Source organism: Pseudomonas sp. NPDC087615 (genome assembly GCF_044743445.1).
Lineage (GTDB): Bacteria > Pseudomonadota > Gammaproteobacteria > Pseudomonadales > Pseudomonadaceae > Aquipseudomonas > Aquipseudomonas baetica_A.
The window spans coordinates 1-17,037 of the sequence record NZ_JBIUWM010000063.1 but is presented as its reverse complement, the minus strand read 5'-3'; the positions used below and the strand labels follow the sequence as shown (position 1 = coordinate 17,037).

The following is a 17,037-nucleotide window of genomic DNA, read 5'->3' as shown; positions in this document are numbered from 1 at the left end:
CCTTATTTGGTGTTGCTACTGTATTCGCTCCAGTTCTTCGCAGCGGAAGCGCCCGTACCGACAATCGATGCCGATGGCACCAATTGGCTGATGAAGCGGTTCCAGCGAGTCACGTTGGCAGGCCCGACATAAACAACATCCTGAGGACGCACCTGGAAGTGCGAAGCGAGCGCCATGGCGGTCGGCGATTGGGCCTCCAACTGGTAGATCTTCGCCGGCTCGACATCGAGGTTTTCCACCCCGCGAATGACGTAAACCGCGTTGCCGTTGGAGGTGGTCTGACTCAAGCCACCGACCGAGCCGAGTACGTCGGAGAGGTTCATGGTCGCGGTCTTGAAGCTCAGTGCACGGGGCTGATTGACCTCACCCATGACGTAAATGCGCTTGTTGTCGTTGTACGGCAGATACAACTTATCGCCCCCTTTGAGGTAGACGTTCTGCAACTCGGAATCCGGCTGGTTGAGCGAGTCGAGATTGAGCGGATACGTTTGCCCATGGCGCGTCAGCAACAGGCCGGACAAGTCAGCGTTGTTGGTGTCGATGCCGGCGGAGCCGAGGGCCTCGACCACACTCAGTGGATTGGTGGAGATCGCTTGCGGGCCGGCCTTGGTCACCGCGCCGGTCACCACGACTTTCTGGCTGGCGAAACGCAACACCGCGACATCCACTTGCGGCTCGGCGATGAAGGCCGACAGCCGCTGTTCGATGTCTGAGCGCAGTTGCTGAATCGTTCGCCCGGCAGCCTGGACTTCCTTGATGTAGGGGTAATAAAGCGTGCCATCGGAACGCACCAGACGGCCATTGGCGTCGATCTGTTGTTGCGCGCCGGACGGGGCCGTCAGCTCTGGGTGATCCCACACCGTGATGTACAGGACATCGTTGTTGCCGATGAGGTACTCGGCCGGCGCTGCCAACAGTGCCGCCGGCACCGGCTCACGCTTTTGCGTGGCGCGGTTCATGGCAATCAGTTTGGGGGTGATCGGAATCAGCTCGACCCGGCTACTTTCACTGGCCCCTTGGCGGGTGATGTCACTGGTGCTCAGGTATTGGCCGGGGGAAAACATGCAACCTTGCAAAGCGAGACTTGCCAACATTAAAAGAGAAAAACTACGAGTCATAATGGCACTACGCTATTCAAGGGCGAATCCAAAAACAAAGTCACCCGACTTACGTCGGGCGACCTTGTACTGCACTAACAAATGTTCCTGTTAGTTGTGCGTGCCGGTGGTACCGGTGGTACCCGTCGTACCGGTGGTACCGCCGTTGGCACTGCCACCGCTATTGGACGCCGCTACAGCACTGGCAACCATTGCAGTACTGGCTGCAGGCGCTTGAGAAGCCGCTACATTGCCACCTACATTGGTTACCGCTGTCAGCGGCGCTTCAGCGGCGGCTGCCCAGTTGCTCAACATCGTCAACAGGGCAATTGCCATTACTTTTTTCATATCAACTCCTTTCTAACATTCAACCTGATCGAAATCGGGTGTGTGCTAGAGGTGGTAGAGTTCAAGCCCGCAAAAAGCGCGAACAAGATCCGTTGTTCTTTCACAGTCTTACCCAACTGATAAAAGTCGAACGGCAGGTTTATATCTACGGACTTGCAATAAGCATTGCCAGTGTAATTTCCCGACGTTATCTAACAACCTGACTGAAAATAACATCGGGCTAAATGGCCATCATCGCAAGTAACCCTTGGGATGATTCGATTGCCAGCGCCAAGTATCAGTGACCATGTCCTGTAAGTTGCGCGTGGCTTTCCAGCCCAGTTCTCTCGCCGCCTTGGAGGCATCGGCCCAGCTCTCGGCAATATCGCCCGAGCGACGCGGCATGACCCGATACGGAACTGGCTGCCCGCTCGCCTGCTCGAAGGCGTGCAGCACTTGCAGCACGCTGTAACCGTCACCAGTGCCGAGGTTCCAGGTATGAATGCCGGTGCGCCCGGTGATGGACTGCAAGGCCTTCAAATGCCCGTCCGCCAGATCGACGACATGGATGTAGTCGCGCACGCCCGTGCCGTCGACGGTGGGGTAATCGTCGCCGAAGATCGACAACTCTTGCAGGCTACCGACCGCCACCTGGCTGATGTAGGGCAGCAAATTGTTCGGGATGCCGCTGGGGTCCTCGCCCATATGGCCGCTGTCGTGGGCGCCGATCGGGTTGAAGTAACGCAACAGGGCGATGCTCCAGCGCGGCTCGGACTGACACAGGTCGCGCAGCACGTTCTCGACGATCAGCTTGGATTGGCCGTAGGGATTGGTCGGATTGCCGGTGGGGAAATCTTCGCGGATCGGCATTTGCTCAGGCTCGCCATACACCGTGGCCGATGAGCTGAACACCAGGTTAAACACCCCCGCCGCTGCCATCGCTTGGCACAACGTGATGCTGCCGCTGACGTTGGTTTCGTAATACTCAAGCGGCTTGCGCACGCTCTCGCCAACGGCCTTGAGCCCGGCAAAATGCAGCACAGCCTCGATCGCGTGTTCGCGGAAAATCCGGTCGAGCAAGGCTCTGTCACAGACATCGCCCCGAATCATCCAGGCACTTTTGCCGCAGATGACTTCTATCGCATGCAACGCTGCCTCACTGCTGTTGCAAAGATTATCCAGCACGACAACTTCATAGCCCGCTTCAAGCAGCGCAAGTGTGGTGTGCGAGCCGATATAGCCGGCGCCACCCGTTACTAGAATTTTCATAGCGCGGTCCGTTATTGAATAAGTGCCAAGTAGTGTGTCAAGCCTCATTGTTGGATTTTGTGCGACACTCCACACAAATAAGGCGACAACAACCGAAAACAAAACTGGTTCAATGACTGGCAATAAATATCTTTGCAGGTCACACTCTATTGCCCGGTACTTATTAGCACTGCAAGTGCGCTTATCACTATCAACAGATACCGACTAAAAATAACTAATAACGCGCTGACCGACATCTCATAACATTGTCATGTTTTACCCCTCAATTCATTGCCATTAACAACCTGACTCAGGTATTAAAGTAGACCTTCAATCATCATTGAAACTTGCAGCCATTTGTTATGGCCTGCCATCGTCGCCTGTGTTCCATGACTGTCCAGGATACTTTTATGATTCGTAAATGTTTGTTCCCCGCTGCCGGCTATGGCACGCGTTTCTTGCCCGCCACTAAAGCGATGCCCAAGGAAATGCTGCCGATCGTCAACAAGCCGTTGATCGAGTACGCCGTTGAAGAAGCGCGGGACGCCGGTCTGCAACACATGGCCATCGTCACTGGCCGCGGCAAGCGTGCGCTGGAAGACCACTTCGACATCAGCTACGAACTCGAACACCAGATTCGCGGCACCGAGAAGGAAAAATTCCTCGCCGGCACCCGAGAGCTGATCGACACCTGCACCTTCTCCTACACCCGCCAAGTGGAAATGAAGGGCTTGGGCCACGCGATTCTCAGCGGCCGCCCACTGATCGGCGACGAACCGTTCGCCGTGGTACTGGCCGATGACCTGTGCCTGAACCTGGAAGGTGACGGCGTACTCAGCCAGATGATCCAGCTCTACAAAAAATTCCGCTGCTCGATCGTCGCCATCCAGGAAGTCCCGGCCGACCAGACGCACAAGTACGGCGTGATCGCCGGTGAGTTGATTTCCGATGGCATCTACCGGGTCAACAACATGGTGGAGAAACCTGCGCCGCAGGACGCCCCCTCGAACCTGGCGATCATCGGTCGCTACATTCTGACGCCGGACATCTTCGACCTGATCGCCGACACCCAGCCAGGCAAAGGTGGCGAGATCCAGATCACCGACGCATTGATGAAACAGGCGCAGAACGGCTGCGTGCTGGCCTACAAATTCAAGGGTTTGCGCTTCGACTGCGGCGACGCCGAAGGGTATCTGCAGGCGACCAACTTCTGCTACGAAAACGTGTACCTCAAGGGCCGCTAAACCGGCCACATCCCCCGCCCACCCTCCACTTCAGGCAGACAACCATGAACATTGCACAACATTCGGCAGACATTGAACGAGAAGTGGGCAACCAAGGGGTGATGAGTTGGTTGTCACGTCATCAGCCATTGCCCAGCGCCAATGAGTCGTGGCTGGGCACGATTTTGCTGGTTGAGCGCATCGGCATGTTTCCTTCGTCCGGCGATATTCGCCGGTCGATGTCCGATCCCTATCCCCTGCTCGCGCATTTGAAAAACATCTATGGTGAGCAGGCGCTGGAGATGGATGACCGCGATGGCCTGAAAGTGATATTCAGCGACTGGCGCTTTCGTGTGCGTATCTGCTGCAACGATCCGGCGATCATCGTCAACGTGGAAACCCGTTGTGATACGCGGTTGATGCCGCAGAAAACCGCCGAACTGTTGAGTCAGTTGGATGCGTTCGAAAACGCTTGAACACACAACGTTTCAAGCTGATCAAAGTGGGTCACAGGGCAGGTGTTTCGTTGCAGCTGCCTTCCCCGCCGCCCACGATCCAGCGGTAGAAATAGTCGGCAATCACCTTGCCGCCCGTGGCTGGCTGCGGATGGATCTTGTCCGGGCCGATCATCGTAGCGGCGTAACGTTTGACGTCGGCGCCGAACGCGCATTGCAGGTTGGCGTAACCCAGATGCTGCGCCCGCGCCCAAGGCGCTAAAACCTGCGCGTAAGCCGACATCGGATAGGCACTGGAGCGCGTGGTGTCTTGCCGCATGATCAGGTTGATGCTCGCCGCCGGTTGAATCTCGCGGATCATCCCCACCAGGCCCTGAACGTTCTGCAGATATTGCGCAGGCGTCACGCCAAAGCCCTGATCGTTGCCCCCGAGCATGATCAGGTAGATATCGGCAGGGATCTTCGACACCACGGCTTTCCACTGCGTCTGCCACTGTGGGTCGCGGTGATAGAAATCGGCGGACGCTGCGCCGGACGCCGCCAGTTTGGAGACGCGAATGCCGTTCTGATCGTTGCTCATCCACACGCCGAACAGCGTGGGCGCGCCTTTCACGACTTCCAGTTTGAATGCCCAATCAGCCGAGGCCGGTGTGCCCGGCAATGGCACCTCCTGAACCCCGACACCTGCGAGCTTCAACGGTTGCCAGTTCTGGGATGGCGTCCAGCGGTAGCGGATTTCACTGGATTCACCGTTGCCGAGGTAAAGCAACTTTGCCTGAGTGATCGCGGTGTCGATGGCCGGTGTCGGGCGGGCGTCTATTTGCAGCCATGAACCGGGCCGGCCAGTGAGGGTGCGGCTATCCGGGCTGGCCTGACCGAGGCCGGATACCCGCCAGTCACCGCCGAAGTACTTTTCACTGCTGCGCGTGTATTTGAAATGCGTGCCACCCAACGCTGCGCCGTGGTTGAATCCAACGTAGCCAGGCCCGGCGAAACCGACCTCCCCGGCCACCCGCTGCACCAGTTTGTTCAGATAAAAATCCTGCCCGGCGCTGTAGCTGTCGCCGATCACCGAGACCGACAACACTGTGCCGGCCTTGCCTTCTCGCCACTGAGCAAAGCGCTCGCGCGCATCACCCACCTCGATCACCGACGCCGAAACGGGTTGGACATCATCTACTGCAACCATGCATCAATTCCTTCAGTCTGAGATGCCCCGTTTGCGAGCAAGTCCGCTCCCACAGGGGATTTGTGAACACCACAGATTCAATGTGTACAAGCGGGCTTGCTCGCGAAGCTTTTAGCTATTGATCTGCGCAACCGGTGCGATGGTTGCCACCGGCTTCTTCGCCGCCGACCGCTCACCCAAAAACAGCACAGACGTGAAGTTGAATCGACTGAAAATCAGCGACAGCACCACTGGCCCCAGCAAGCCACACGCAACGCCGCCGAGTACCAGAAGACTTTCATCCTTCACGCCCAAACGTCCCAGCACGAACCGCGACGTGGCGGCGAACAGCACATGGAAAAGGAAAATCGCATAGGAATAGCCGCCCAACCACGTCAGCCACTTCGAGCGCATGTCACTCGACAGCAGCGCGAAGCAAGAGACGCTGCCCACGGTCAACCCGATCAGGCTACGGCGGTCGACAATCAACTCCCGATCCACCGCCGCCACGTACAGCAACGTCAGCGAGATCACCACGAACACCAGCGGACCGATCACCTTGAATGTCTGCTTCAACTGGCTGACGTTTGCCTGACCAATCATCCCCGCCACAAAAAACGGTAGCAGGTAGATCGCACCGTTAATCCCGAACGCATCGAACCTGAACGGCGGCAACAGAAACAGCGCCGCCGCGAAGGCAAACAGCAGGTACAAGCGCGTCGCCGAACGCAGCAAGCCACGCCACTCCAGCAGGCCGACGAACATGAAAATGATGAACACCGCCTGCAGGAACCAGAAGTGGTTGATCGGCACCCAGAACGACAACAATGCGTCGATCACGCCAACGTCCTTGTTGACCCCTGGCCCCACCGCTTGCAATACCGAGAACGGCACGCCCACGCAGAACAACGGCACGATCAGCCGCCGCACCTTACCGGCGAAGAACGCGAAAAAGTCATTGCCGCGAATTTTGTAGAGGGCGTAGATGTACCCGGAAATGAAGGTGAACAGCGGCATGCGCACATACACCATCGAGTCGGCGATCACTCGAAACGGCGAGCCGATGTCTATTTTCAAACCACCGCCCAACGGACCGATGACGTGATAGAGCACCAACAGCAGGCACGCCAGGCCGCGCAGGGTTTCGATCTCCAGGGACTTTTTCTTGCTCGACATAAAGCACCCGCCTCAATTCAGAATTCTTGATTCGACCTGCACGGGTTTGTTGGCCCGCAGCATCAATCCCAGACCGACAAACAGCACCGGCACCACCATGGAGAAGTGCCGGGCGAAGGAACCGAAGTCCGGCTCGAACAGGCCTTGCACCAGCAAAAACGCCAGCGGTATCGCGATCAGCTCCTTGGGTTTGGTCTGGATCGGCGCACCTTTGTAGTCGGTCGAAGTGATGACTTTGAACAGCAGCAGCGCGGTCATGATCATCAATGCGACGAAGATCACCTGCCCCGGTCCGGACAACAGGATCAACTCCACCGGGAACGAGAGCCGGAAGAAGATGATCATCGAGTCCAGCGCTTGCGAGACGAAGTCACTGCCGCTGAGCCAGGACACGATCAACGATTTCGATCCCTCCTCGCCCGCCGTGCGCAACTCGTTGTTGCTGGCGCGGATCGACGACACCGGAAACCCTAGCGCCACCTGAATGGCCATGGCGACCGCCAGGTAGAACAGGAACAGCATCAGGAAAAAGGTAAACCGCGAGACGTACTTCTTCATCACGCAGACGCCGATCCAGGACAGCGAAAACAGAATCCAGTAGGGCCGGATCAGTACGCCGTAGATCACCGCCGACAGAAAAAAACCGCCACGGTATTTGCGCGTCAACGAGCTGAGCAAAATGCTCAACACCGCCACCGACACGATGATTTCCTTGGTCAGGTTTTCCAGGAAAAACGAGCGAACGATGCCCCACAGGCACAGGGTGGCGAAAATCGTCAGCGGCATGCGGCGGAACACCACCACCGGAATCGCCGTGAGGAAAAAATTGCAGAACATCCCGTAGGCCCAGGCGTTGGTCAGGTTGATCCCGGTGGGCCGCAGCAGGAACGCCGAACACTCGTAGGACGAGCGATCAGGCGAGAACGGGTTCCAGAAATTGCAGTTGTCGGCACGGGCGTAGGACGACCACAACGTCATCGCATCCGGCCCCGGATCGCGGGGGATCAGCAGCGGCATGGCCACCGACAGAAACAACCCGGTGAACAAAATCAGGAACGAGATCGACGAATCGAGTTTCTTGCCACGAAACTCGATGCACGGCAGCTTCAGGCCCATGACAGCGCAGCCTTTTTCGCCCGGGTCACACGGGTCAACACGGCAATGACGCCGAGCTGAACGATGACCGCAAAGACGTTGCCCCACGCGGCGCCGTAGATCGAATAGTGCTTGATCAGCACGTAGCTGACCGGCACCGAAATCAACAGACAAATGGCCGCACTGAGCAGTGATACGCGGCTGTTTTTCGAAGCGATCAAACCACCCCAGACGATGTCGCCAATGGCGCGCAACGCAAAGGAAAAGATCAGTACGCCGAGGATCGCGTTGTCTGGACGCGGCACAGGGGTGGCGACGTAATCGAGCACCACGTTAAAGAACAGATAAATCGCCACCGCGACCGCCGCAGACACCAGCAGCGAGCGCATCACCCATTTGTTCACGAACAATTGCTTGACCGTGAACGGCTGTTGATCGGCCTGAAACCGCTTGGCCAGCACCGGAGTGCCCACCACCGCCACCACCGCGTAAGACAAAGCCTGCAAGGTGTTGGCCGCCGACCACGCGTACACGTATTTACCGAGGCTGGCGTAGGGTTCCAGATCAATGATCAGAAAGCGTTCGGCGTACTGACTCAACGCGATCAATCCGGTGCCGAGATAAAACGGCAACCCGGCCTTCCACACGGTGGCCGTGGCTAGCGTGCCGCTCGTCCGGCCTTTGTGAACGTTCACCACTATCAGGTAACCGGCGACGATCACCAGCACGTTGGCGGCAACCCACAGCCACAACACACTGACAATCCCCGAGATCCAGCCGAGCATCATCCCGCCCACCGCCAAAACCGCCCACAGCCCGGTTTTGATGAAAAACAGCAGCGCGCCCGCCGTGGCTTTCTGCGCGGAAAACACGAAGGAGTTGAGTTCAAACGACAGATGTTCAGTGAGCAACACCAGCGTCACGCAGAGGATCAGCGCGCTCGTCGCCTCGACCTGCTGGAACAGTGAATAAATCCCCACGGTCACCAGCGACAACACCAACCCCACCGCCAGATACAGCAGCAAGACCTTGTCGACGACCCGGCGCGAACTGCCGCTGACGCTGATCAACCGATTGATCTCGGAACTGAAACCGACGCTGTAGAACTTCGACGCGATCAACGAGGCCGCCATGACCACGCCGTAAAAACCCAACGCCTCATAGCCGAGGAAATGGGTGATGGCCAGCACCAGCAAAAACTTCGCGCCCAATGCTCCGCCGCGAAGCAGTAGCCGAAATATCATCGAACGACACCTTTGATGATGTCGTCCATGGCCACGGTTTTCGCCTCGATCTCGCGGCAGGTGTCGGTCAGGCGCTTGCCGAAATTCACCAGTGCGTTCGGCGCGTAGACCGTGTCGATGATGGTGTCGACATGGATGTCGCCACCGTTGATCACCCAGTCTTCCACGCCCATGTCCTGATAGGCACCAAAGCCTTTGCGCTCGTAGCTGATGTGATATGCCGGAACGCCGCTGAGCAGCGATTCGATGGCGCCATGCAAACGCACGGAGATCACCAGATCCGGCTGATATTTGGCCAGCGTCGCCTTCAAGGGCAGCAGGTCTTCGGTAATGCCCAGTTCGCGATAAAACGCGCCGTCATCGTTGCCGCGCACGGCGCTCTGGACGGCGCAGACGACTTTGCTTTTGCCCTTCAACCGCTGCAGCAACAACTTCAGGTTGGCCACGTAGGCGATTTTCTTTTCCTTGCTCCATTGCGGCGGCTTGCGCAGTACTACGCAGACGGTTGCCGGCGACGACGCGCAGCGAGTGAATTTCGGCTGCTGCAGGATTTTGCTGGCCAATGACTGCACCGCCAGATCGGGCGCGCGGTAGACGTTTGCACAGGCGTCGAACATCGCCGAGGAGCGGTTGTCGCGCACGAACACCGCATCGGCGCGGGCGTAGTGCTCGACGATCTTGCGGCTCTCGCCATGGAATGGCCCGATGCTTTGCGGCAGATAAATCGAAGGGACGTTACTGAGGATCGCGGTTTCCAGTTGCTTGGCGTGGCCCAGTTTCAACTTGATGTGCTCGAAGGCACTTTTGGAGCGCATGTAGCCGCCGCCGACGCCGACAATCAGATCGGTTTTCTTCAGCAGATCAGCAAGGCCTGCGTAAGACTGATTGAGGAACACCGCTTGCTTGACCCGCCCCAATCCCTTGGCCGCCATCACTGGCGCGTCAAAACGCGGGTGCGGCAGGTAGCTGAAGGACTCGGGATCGGAGGCCACGACACTGATCGCCGTGTCGTCGCCAAAATTGCGCTGCACCAGGGCAATCGCCAGATCCACGAGCAAGCCGTCACCGGAGTTGGACGCACTGTAGCCATGCAAAATCGTTACGTTCATAAGCTGAGTTCTACTTAATAAGTGGGGGCGCAATACACGTCGTAGGTCTGGCGGATCATCAACGCGGCGCTGAAGCGCTCGCGCACGATGTTGCGACCTTCGTTGCCGAGGTCGAGCAATCGGGGCTTCTGGATTTTCGCCAGCACGTCGGCCAGGGCCTGGTGATCACCGCTCGGGAAGACGTAACCGGACACCTCGTTGGTAACCAGTTCGGGCAGTGACGTGCAGTTGCTGGCAATCACTGGCAAGCCCATGGCCATGCCTTCCAGCGGCACCATGGCAAACCCTTCCCAGCGACTGGGCACAATCAGCGCATCGGCTTTCTGGTAGAGCGCCTGAACTTCGCTGGGCGTGACCCAAGGCAGGTAATCAACGGCGTCCATTGGTGGGCATTCGACCGAATCTTCGTTAACCGCACTGCCGACCACCGTCAGTTTCAAATCGCTGCGCTGCACCTTGGCGAAAGCCTTGAGCAACACGTCGAAGCCTTTTTGGTAGTCGAGACGGCCAACAAACAGCAGATGAATCGACTCCGCGCTATCGACTTTCGGCGCGTTATCGCGTTGATGAATGCCGTTGTAGATCAGCGTCATGCGCTTGCGCTCAATGCCAAATTTCGCGGCGCTATCCAGTTCGTACTGGCTGACGCAAATGATCACGTCGGTGACCTTCTGCAACACGCGCTCAATCCACGCATAGGCCTTCTGCTTGATTGGCGAACTTTCCATCAGGAACGAAAAGGCGTGCGGGCAATAAACGATTTTCGGCTTGCGCCATGGCCTTAACAGCACGCACACGCAACGGCCGATCACCCCGGAAAAAGTGCTGTGCAAATGCACCACGTCGGGTTTTTCCTTGAGCATCACCTGGGCCAGACGCCAGGCGAAACGCAGCAGCGACGGCACATTGCGTCCGGTTCGGGCGAAGGTGCGGATCTGAGGCGCGGGAATGCCGTGCAATTCTTTTTCCTGATCCTGCGGGACCAGGTAAACCCGTTGGTAGTTCGCCGCGTCGCCTTCGGGCGATGCCGAGATCGTCCGAATGACGGTCGCGACGCCACCTTTGATCGTCTCTGCTACGTGCAGTATTTTCTTCACAACTCACCCACTTCAAACATGTAAGGACAACTCAGGATTTGTCGGACGCGTATTCGTAGTTGTAATAGCCGTAGCCGCCATTGCCGTAGTAACTGGCTGCGCGCTTCTCGACGCCGTTGAACACCGCGCCCTTCAACTCGATACCGTTCTGGGCAAAGCGGCGAATGGTCAACTCGATCTCTTTGGCCGGGTTCACACCGAAGCGCGTGACGATCAGGCTGATGCCGGCTTCACGGCCGACAATCGCCGCGTCGGTCACGGCCAGTAGCGGCGGCGTATCGATGATCACCACGTCGTACATCTCGCTGAGTTGCGCCAGCAATTCGCGGAAGTTGACGTGCATCAACAGCTCCGAAGGATTGGGCGGCACCTGCCCGCGACTGATGAAGTGCAGGTTGTCGACTTCGATCTTATTGATCGCCTGCTCGATGCTGCAGCGCTTGACCAGCAGGTCCGACAGACCATTGCTGATCGGGGTGTTGAGGGTTTTGTGCAAATGCCCTTTGCGCATGTCGGCATCGATCAGCACCACGCGCTGACCGCTCTGGGCCATGACTGCCGCGAGGTTGGAGGAGACGAACGTCTTGCCGACTTGCGGGCTCGGCCCGGAAATCATGATGCGGTTGTTGGTCGAATCCAGCCCGGCGAAGTGCAGGCAGGTGCGCAGGCTGCGGATCGACTCGATAGACAAGTCCGTCGGGTTGCGCAGGGCCAACAGGTACGCCGGTTTATCGACGCCATCACGAGCGCGACCTTTCTTACCGTCCTCCTCCTGCTGCAGCGTGCTGTAAGGGATCGACGCGTAGACCGGCAAACCGAGTTGCTCAATGGCTTCTGGCCCTTCCAGGCCGCGACTCAGCGACTTGTGCAGCAACACCAGCGCGACGCCGACAAAGGCGCCCAGGAAAGTGGCGATGAGCACAATCAGGGCTTTTTTCGGTTTGACCGGACTGGTCAGGTCGACGTCCGCCGTGTCGATCAAGCGCACGTTGCCTACCGCACCCGCGCGGACGATGTCCAGTTCCTGGGATTTGTTCAGCAGTTGCGTGTAGATCTGCGAGGCGACTTCAACATCGCGGGTGAGGTTCAACAACTCCTGCTGCGTGGCCGGCAGATCGCCGACTTTGCTCTCCAGCGACTTCTGTTGCTGGGTCAGTTCAGCGATCTGCGACATCAACGCACGGTAGGCCGGATGCTGTCGCGTGAACTTGCGATCCATCTCCGCCTGCTGCATTTTCAGTTCGGAGATACGCGTGTCCAACGCAACGGTCTGGCCCAGTACCGATTGGGTTTCCAGGGAGATGTTTACCGTTTTGCCGCGGGTCTGATAGGCGTTGAGCGCATCACTGGCCTTGGCCAGATCGCGCTTGACCTGAGGCAGTTGGCTCTGCAGGAAGGCCAGGCTCTGCGCCGCTTCCGCCGAGGTGCGCTGGACGTTCTGCTGCACATACAACGCCGCGATCTTGTTGAGGATCTTCACTGCCTCGGGCGCGTCGGAACTGGCCAGTGCCAGACGAATAATCCCCGACTCCTTGCCTTGCTCGGAAATATCCAACGCATCCTGATAACCCTGGATGGTCACGATTCTTGGGTTGCGCACCACTTCGAAGCGCGTGCCGGGGTTTGCCGAGAGCTGAGCGATCAGCCCCTCAACGCCATCTTCAACAAAGGCTTCGCCAGCCACGCCTTGCGCCAGCAGGTTGTCGTTATCATCGAACAACTGGAAACGCTGCTGTTCGCCGGCGATCAGCGTGAGCTTCTTGCCCAGCAACGCGTTCGGCAGCGTGAGCCGAGCGATCTCCACGCGTTCACCACCCCAGGCGTAGCTGTTCAGGCCAAAACGCGGCGGCGCAACGCTGAACGCCGTCTCACCGCGATAACGGCGAGCGAGAAAAGCGCCAATCAGCGGGAAGGTCTTGGGGGTGACATCGATATCCAGACGCAGATCGTCGACGGTTTTGCCAATCACGGCGCGGGATTTGATGATGCCGATTTCGGTCACCGACGGCGATTGCCCACCGAGCATGCTGTTGAGATCGGCGAAGCCGAGCATGTCGTTCTTTTTCGGCTCGACCTGAACCAGCGCGTTCGCCAGGTACACGGGCGTGGCCAACACCGCGTAGGCAACGCCGGTGACCATGAAGGCGCCGGTCAGTGCGCCAATCAACCATTTCTGGTCAATCAGACTGCCGAATATGCCGAGCAGATCAATACTGTCTTGATCATTGTCTCGGGTGCCGATTACTGACGGTAACTGCATAAGTCTGTTCTTACCATTCATTGATCTGAAGAATATTCATCAACGCGCGAGACGTTGTGCCCATGAGCTGACAGCATCTTCAATCAATGCATGGGCATGAATAAAAGCGGCCTTGCCTTGACGGTACGGATCTTGTATTTCGCGCTCGCTTTGCCACTTACCGAGCAGAAACACTTTGCCCCTCGCGTGAGAGGCCATGTTCAATACTTGTTTTACATGCTCTTTTTCCATCACCAGAATCAGGTCTGATTCATTAACGATGTCCGAGGTCAGTTGCCGCGCCTTGAAACCCTCGGCGCTATGCCCATGGTCTTCCAGCACCTGACGGGCCGAGGCCTCTATGGATTCGCCAACCCGCGCGGCGAGGCCGGCGGAGGAAACCGTGATCGATGAGGGGGCCAGCGCGTTACGCAGCATGAGTTCTGCAGTCGGACTTCGGCATATATTGCCCACGCAGACGACAAGGATCTTTCTGAACAAGGTGTACTTTCCTGTGTAATATCAAACTGCCAACATCTAGAGCGGTTTAAATGAACCCACTAGATCTTCCTGCACTCAGAAATAGATTCGCCCTGTTAATACAGCGTATTAAGTACCACAGCCCTAAAAGCGCCCCAACCAGAATTACCGGACCAAAAATAACTGTGATTTTCAGATAATGAATTTCTGACAAAAAATAACATTCGCGCACTTAGCGCTCTTGTTAGTTTCAAAAAGAATGTCACGAGATAACTATTCGCCGTTGTCACTTCTCATTGGAGAGCAGACATGAAATCCGCCCATCTCATTCGATTCAGTGCCTCGGCGTTATTGGCGCTCAGTGCCGCCACTCACGTGCAGGCCAGTGAACTGTTTCCCAACCTCCCCGCCAGAACCATCGGTGTTCAGGTGAAGATCCAGAACTTTTCCGCCGACGATGCTGCACACATCAAAGCAGCAGGTTTCAGCTTTGTGCGTTTCGGTGTGTGGAGCGACAGCCTCAGCGCCAAGGCGTATCAGCAGCAGGTCAGCGATGCTTTTGCGGCGGCCGGTTCCGCTGGTTTGCCGGTCCTGTTGACCGTGCGCGCGATCAAACCGCTGACCGCGACGCCCGGCAACAATAGTCAGCTGAAGGCCGCCGGCGAATCGTTTGCCAATGTGTTGGCGGGCCTGGAAAACGCCTACAGCGCGCAACTGGTGGCCACTGAAATCTGGAATGAACCCGACCTCGAAACCTACTGGCCGACGCGCCATTTCGACACGACGTTTGTGCCGTTCATGAGCGCGGTGTGCAAGTCGCTGCAAGGCAAACCCCAATCCACGCCACGGGTCGGTTACGGCTTCGCCCGCGCGCCGACGGCGGGTTCGGCTTCGACCGTTGCGCTAAACCGAATCGTCAGTGAGTACCCCAAATGCCTGAACGCCATTTCCTATCACCCCTACGGCATGACGGCCGCGCAAATCAGCAACGCGCAGGCCTTTATTCAACAGAACTTCCATTTGCCGGGTGTCATCAGTGAGTGGGGTGTATCGGCACTCACCTCCAACGGTGGGAACGACGGACAAGCCAGCAAAATCAGTGCGTTCATCGCCGATGTAAAAAAGCTCAACATCCCGCTGACATCAATATACGAATGGAAGAACAGCGATTCGGGCAGCAACGATCGCGAGAAGAACTTCGGTTTTCTGACCTCGGGCGGTCAGCCGAAACCGGCAAAAACGGCCGCCGCAACGCTCTTGAATGCTCAGTAGACGTGGCGTAACTGATCTGTGCGCAGGTCGGTTGCTTTGAACCTGTGGGCGGTTTCGCTATCGAACTCATCAATACCGCGCCCTACCTTTCAAACAATCGTTTTCAGGTTGTTGCCGCAGGGGCCATCGATACACGCACCCGCCCTTGAGTGGCTGTCAGCGCTCGGGTAATGTCGTCAAACCCACAGGACAGAGCACACACATGACTTCCAAGCTGGAACAACTCAAACAAATCACCACCGTGGTTGCCGACACCGGCGACTTCGAAGCGATCGCCCGGGTTAAACCGGTCGATGCCACCACCAACCCATCCCTGTTGCTCAAAGCGGCAGCCATCCCCGCTTATGCCGAATTGCTGAACGCTTGCGTCAGCGACTGCAAGGGTGATCTCGGCCTGGCCAGCGACCGTTTCGGCGTCGCGGTGGGCCAGGAAATTCTCAAGGTTATCCCGGGCCGTATCTCCACCGAAGTGGATGCGCGCCTGTCGTTCGATCAGGAAGGCGTGCTCAAGCGGGCGCATCGCTTGATCGAGTTGTATGACAAGGCTGGCATTGGCCGCGATCGCGTGCTGATCAAGATCGCCTCGACCTGGGAAGGTATCCGCGCTGCAGAGGTCCTCGAAAAGGAAGGCATCCAGACAAACCTGACTTTGCTGTTCTCCTTCGCTCAAGCGGCGGCATGTGCCGATGCCGGCGTGTTCCTGATCTCGCCGTTCGTAGGCCGCATCTACGACTGGTACAAAAAGGCCAACGGCAACGACTACACCGGCGCCGACGATCCGGGCGTGCAGTCCGTGACGCGCATCTACAACTACTACAAGGCCAATGACTACAAGACCGTAGTCATGGGCGCGAGCTTCCGCAACCTGAACCAGATTGAGCAACTGGCCGGTTGCGACCGTTTGACCATCAGCCCGGACCTGATCGACAAGCTGGCGGCGGACACTGGCAAACTTGAGCGCAAACTGGCGCCAGGCAATGCCGGTGAAGCACGTCTGAGCCTGAACGAAGCGCAATTCCGCTGGTTGTCCAATGAGGACGCGATGGCGACCGAAAAACTGGCTGAAGGTATTCGTCAGTTTGCTCGCGACCAAGAGAAGCTTGAGGCGCTGTTGCAAGCTAAGTTGTGATCTGACTGAGTGAAATGCAAAAAGGGCGAACCCTCACAGGTTCGCCCTTTTTCATTGCGCCAGCACTGGCAAATGTATCGTCAGATTTGACGCTTTCGCGAGCAAGCAAACTCCCGCAGGGGATCTTTGCTCGACACAGATCAAATGTGGGAGCGGGCTTGCTCGCGAAGGGGCCTGCCCAGGCAACCTGACGTCATAGGATCAATGGCGTTCGAGGGCATTCACCAGATCATGGAAAGCTTCACGATTGGAATCGTTCAGCCCCATGAGGATCTTGTGCGCTTCAAGCACCTTGATCCGCACCACCTCTTCCGACTGGTCCTGATCAGGCAGGTCGTCCAGGCACTCCGGGCATGGCACCGGGTGATTGACGATGTTGAACACCTGCTCGAAGCCCATCGATTGCAGCAGTCGGGTGATGTCATCGTGGGTGGTGACGACGGTCGGCAGCAGGCCGACCTTCTGCCGCGACAGGATCGACAGTTTGGCCAACAGACCCAACGTGGTGCTGTCGATGCTGCGGGTTTCGGTCAAATCGATCACGATCGCGTTGAAATTCAGCGCGGTGAAGATTTTCTCAATATACGAAACCAACCCCGAACACGGGTAAAGCCTACATACCCCGACAAACTACTGGACTAAGTTGCCTGCCTGAACGCCGACGTGGATAATCCCGTT

The 17,037-nt window shown here is 57.5% G+C and carries 15 protein-coding genes and 1 pseudogene; 4 read left to right on the top strand and 12 right to left on the bottom strand.

All coding sequences use genetic code 11. From position 1 onward, the window contains the following. Window positions 1-2: 2 nt before the first annotated feature. The 3 genes from ACIOU6_RS23870 to galE all read right to left on the bottom strand — a co-directional run bounded on the left by ACIOU6_RS23870 (window position 3) and on the right by galE (window position 2,693). Window positions 3-1,064 carry a polysaccharide biosynthesis/export family protein gene (locus ACIOU6_RS23870; protein ID WP_401139070.1) on the bottom strand — a complete coding sequence of 354 codons (1,062 nt, stop codon included), beginning with the start codon at window positions 1,062-1,064 and terminating at the stop codon, window positions 3-5. A 144-nt stretch (window positions 1,065-1,208) separates the two neighbouring features. Beyond that, window positions 1,209-1,445 carry a hypothetical protein gene (locus tag ACIOU6_RS23865; protein ID WP_129394762.1) on the bottom strand — a complete coding sequence of 79 codons (237 nt, stop codon included), beginning with the start codon at window positions 1,443-1,445 and terminating at the stop codon, window positions 1,209-1,211. Window positions 1,446-1,676: 231 nt separating this feature from the next. Continuing rightward, the gene (gene galE, locus ACIOU6_RS23860) at window positions 1,677-2,693 is read right to left on the bottom strand and encodes a UDP-glucose 4-epimerase GalE (RefSeq protein ID WP_401139069.1); all 1,017 of its coding nucleotides are present in this window, start codon (window positions 2,691-2,693) and stop codon (window positions 1,677-1,679) included. A 389-nt stretch (window positions 2,694-3,082) separates the two neighbouring features. Between galE and galU the strand changes: the two genes are divergently transcribed. After that, window positions 3,083-3,916 carry a UTP--glucose-1-phosphate uridylyltransferase GalU gene (galU, locus tag ACIOU6_RS23855; RefSeq protein ID WP_126364920.1) on the top strand — a complete coding sequence of 278 codons (834 nt, stop codon included), beginning with the start codon at window positions 3,083-3,085 and terminating at the stop codon, window positions 3,914-3,916. Between the two features lie 44 nt (window positions 3,917-3,960). Next, on the top strand, window positions 3,961-4,371 hold the full coding sequence (locus ACIOU6_RS23850) for a mannose-1-phosphate guanylyltransferase (RefSeq protein ID WP_401139068.1): 411 nt from the start codon (window positions 3,961-3,963) through the stop codon (window positions 4,369-4,371). A 31-nt stretch (window positions 4,372-4,402) separates the two neighbouring features. Here the strand turns inward: ACIOU6_RS23850 and ACIOU6_RS23845 are convergent, their stop codons facing one another. From ACIOU6_RS23845 to ACIOU6_RS23810, 8 genes are all read right to left on the bottom strand, one after another. After that, entirely contained in the window at window positions 4,403-5,539 is a 1,137-nt protein-coding gene (locus ACIOU6_RS23845; RefSeq protein ID WP_401139067.1) for an SGNH/GDSL hydrolase family protein, read from the bottom strand. A gap of 111 nt (window positions 5,540-5,650) precedes the next feature. Then, entirely contained in the window at window positions 5,651-6,694 is a 1,044-nt protein-coding gene (locus ACIOU6_RS23840) for an acyltransferase family protein (protein WP_401139066.1), read from the bottom strand. 12 nt (window positions 6,695-6,706) lie between these two features. Then, on the bottom strand, window positions 6,707-7,810 hold the full coding sequence (locus ACIOU6_RS23835; protein WP_221733195.1) for a hypothetical protein: 1,104 nt from the start codon (window positions 7,808-7,810) through the stop codon (window positions 6,707-6,709). After that, the gene (locus ACIOU6_RS23830; protein WP_401139065.1) at window positions 7,801-9,033 is read right to left on the bottom strand and encodes a phosphoribosylaminoimidazole carboxylase; all 1,233 of its coding nucleotides are present in this window, start codon (window positions 9,031-9,033) and stop codon (window positions 7,801-7,803) included. The genes ACIOU6_RS23835 and ACIOU6_RS23830 overlap by 10 nt, the downstream gene beginning before the upstream one ends. Next, window positions 9,030-10,142, bottom strand: a complete 1,113-nt coding sequence (locus tag ACIOU6_RS23825) for a polysaccharide pyruvyl transferase family protein (RefSeq protein WP_221733197.1) — start codon at window positions 10,140-10,142, stop codon at window positions 9,030-9,032. The genes ACIOU6_RS23830 and ACIOU6_RS23825 overlap by 4 nt, the downstream gene beginning before the upstream one ends. Window positions 10,143-10,156: 14 nt before the next feature. Further along, a complete protein-coding gene (locus tag ACIOU6_RS23820) occupies window positions 10,157-11,239 on the bottom strand; it encodes a glycosyltransferase (RefSeq protein WP_221733198.1) in 1,083 nt (360 codons plus the stop codon). A 31-nt stretch (window positions 11,240-11,270) separates the two neighbouring features. Next, window positions 11,271-13,499, bottom strand: coding sequence for a polysaccharide biosynthesis tyrosine autokinase (locus tag ACIOU6_RS23815; RefSeq protein WP_401139064.1), 2,229 nt, complete (start codon window positions 13,497-13,499; stop codon window positions 11,271-11,273). Window positions 13,500-13,538: 39 nt separating this feature from the next. Then, complete coding sequence (locus ACIOU6_RS23810; RefSeq protein WP_221733200.1) at window positions 13,539-13,979, bottom strand: low molecular weight protein-tyrosine-phosphatase; 441 nt, start codon at window positions 13,977-13,979, stop codon at window positions 13,539-13,541. Between the two features lie 288 nt (window positions 13,980-14,267). Here ACIOU6_RS23810 and ACIOU6_RS23805 point away from each other — a divergent pair, with 288 nt between their 5' ends. Both ACIOU6_RS23805 and tal read left to right on the top strand, forming a co-directional pair. Beyond that, entirely contained in the window at window positions 14,268-15,230 is a 963-nt protein-coding gene (locus ACIOU6_RS23805; protein WP_221733201.1) for a glycosyl hydrolase family 5, read from the top strand. A gap of 202 nt (window positions 15,231-15,432) precedes the next feature. Then, window positions 15,433-16,359, top strand: a complete 927-nt coding sequence (tal, locus tag ACIOU6_RS23800; RefSeq protein WP_401139063.1) for a transaldolase — start codon at window positions 15,433-15,435, stop codon at window positions 16,357-16,359. 201 nt (window positions 16,360-16,560) lie between these two features. Here tal and ACIOU6_RS23795 read toward each other — a convergent pair. Then, window positions 16,561-16,989: pseudogene (locus ACIOU6_RS23795) on the bottom strand (STAS domain-containing protein); the annotation flags it as partial. Between the last annotated feature and the right edge of the window lie 48 nt (window positions 16,990-17,037).

What these genes read in the sequence shown, in the direction of transcription:
- ACIOU6_RS23870 (WP_401139070.1), bottom strand. Translation starts at nt 1,064, where the DNA reads ATGTTTTCCCCCGGCCAATACCTGAGCACCAGTGACATCACCCGCCAA.
- ACIOU6_RS23865 (WP_129394762.1), bottom strand. Translation starts at nt 1,445, where the DNA reads ATGAAAAAAGTAATGGCAATTGCCCTGTTGACGATGTTGAGCAACTGG.
- galE (WP_401139069.1), bottom strand. Translation starts at nt 2,693, where the DNA reads ATGAAAATTCTAGTAACGGGTGGCGCCGGCTATATCGGCTCGCACACC.
- galU (WP_126364920.1), top strand. Translation starts at nt 3,083, where the DNA reads ATGATTCGTAAATGTTTGTTCCCCGCTGCCGGCTATGGCACGCGTTTC.
- ACIOU6_RS23850 (WP_401139068.1), top strand. Translation starts at nt 3,961, where the DNA reads ATGAACATTGCACAACATTCGGCAGACATTGAACGAGAAGTGGGCAAC.
- ACIOU6_RS23845 (WP_401139067.1), bottom strand. Translation starts at nt 5,539, where the DNA reads ATGGTTGCAGTAGATGATGTCCAACCCGTTTCGGCGTCGGTGATCGAG.
- ACIOU6_RS23840 (WP_401139066.1), bottom strand. Translation starts at nt 6,694, where the DNA reads ATGTCGAGCAAGAAAAAGTCCCTGGAGATCGAAACCCTGCGCGGCCTG.
- ACIOU6_RS23835 (WP_221733195.1), bottom strand. Translation starts at nt 7,810, where the DNA reads ATGGGCCTGAAGCTGCCGTGCATCGAGTTTCGTGGCAAGAAACTCGAT.
- ACIOU6_RS23830 (WP_401139065.1), bottom strand. Translation starts at nt 9,033, where the DNA reads ATGATATTTCGGCTACTGCTTCGCGGCGGAGCATTGGGCGCGAAGTTT.
- ACIOU6_RS23825 (WP_221733197.1), bottom strand. Translation starts at nt 10,142, where the DNA reads ATGAACGTAACGATTTTGCATGGCTACAGTGCGTCCAACTCCGGTGAC.
- ACIOU6_RS23815 (WP_401139064.1), bottom strand. Translation starts at nt 13,499, where the DNA reads ATGCAGTTACCGTCAGTAATCGGCACCCGAGACAATGATCAAGACAGT.
- ACIOU6_RS23805 (WP_221733201.1), top strand. Translation starts at nt 14,268, where the DNA reads ATGAAATCCGCCCATCTCATTCGATTCAGTGCCTCGGCGTTATTGGCG.
- tal (WP_401139063.1), top strand. Translation starts at nt 15,433, where the DNA reads ATGACTTCCAAGCTGGAACAACTCAAACAAATCACCACCGTGGTTGCC.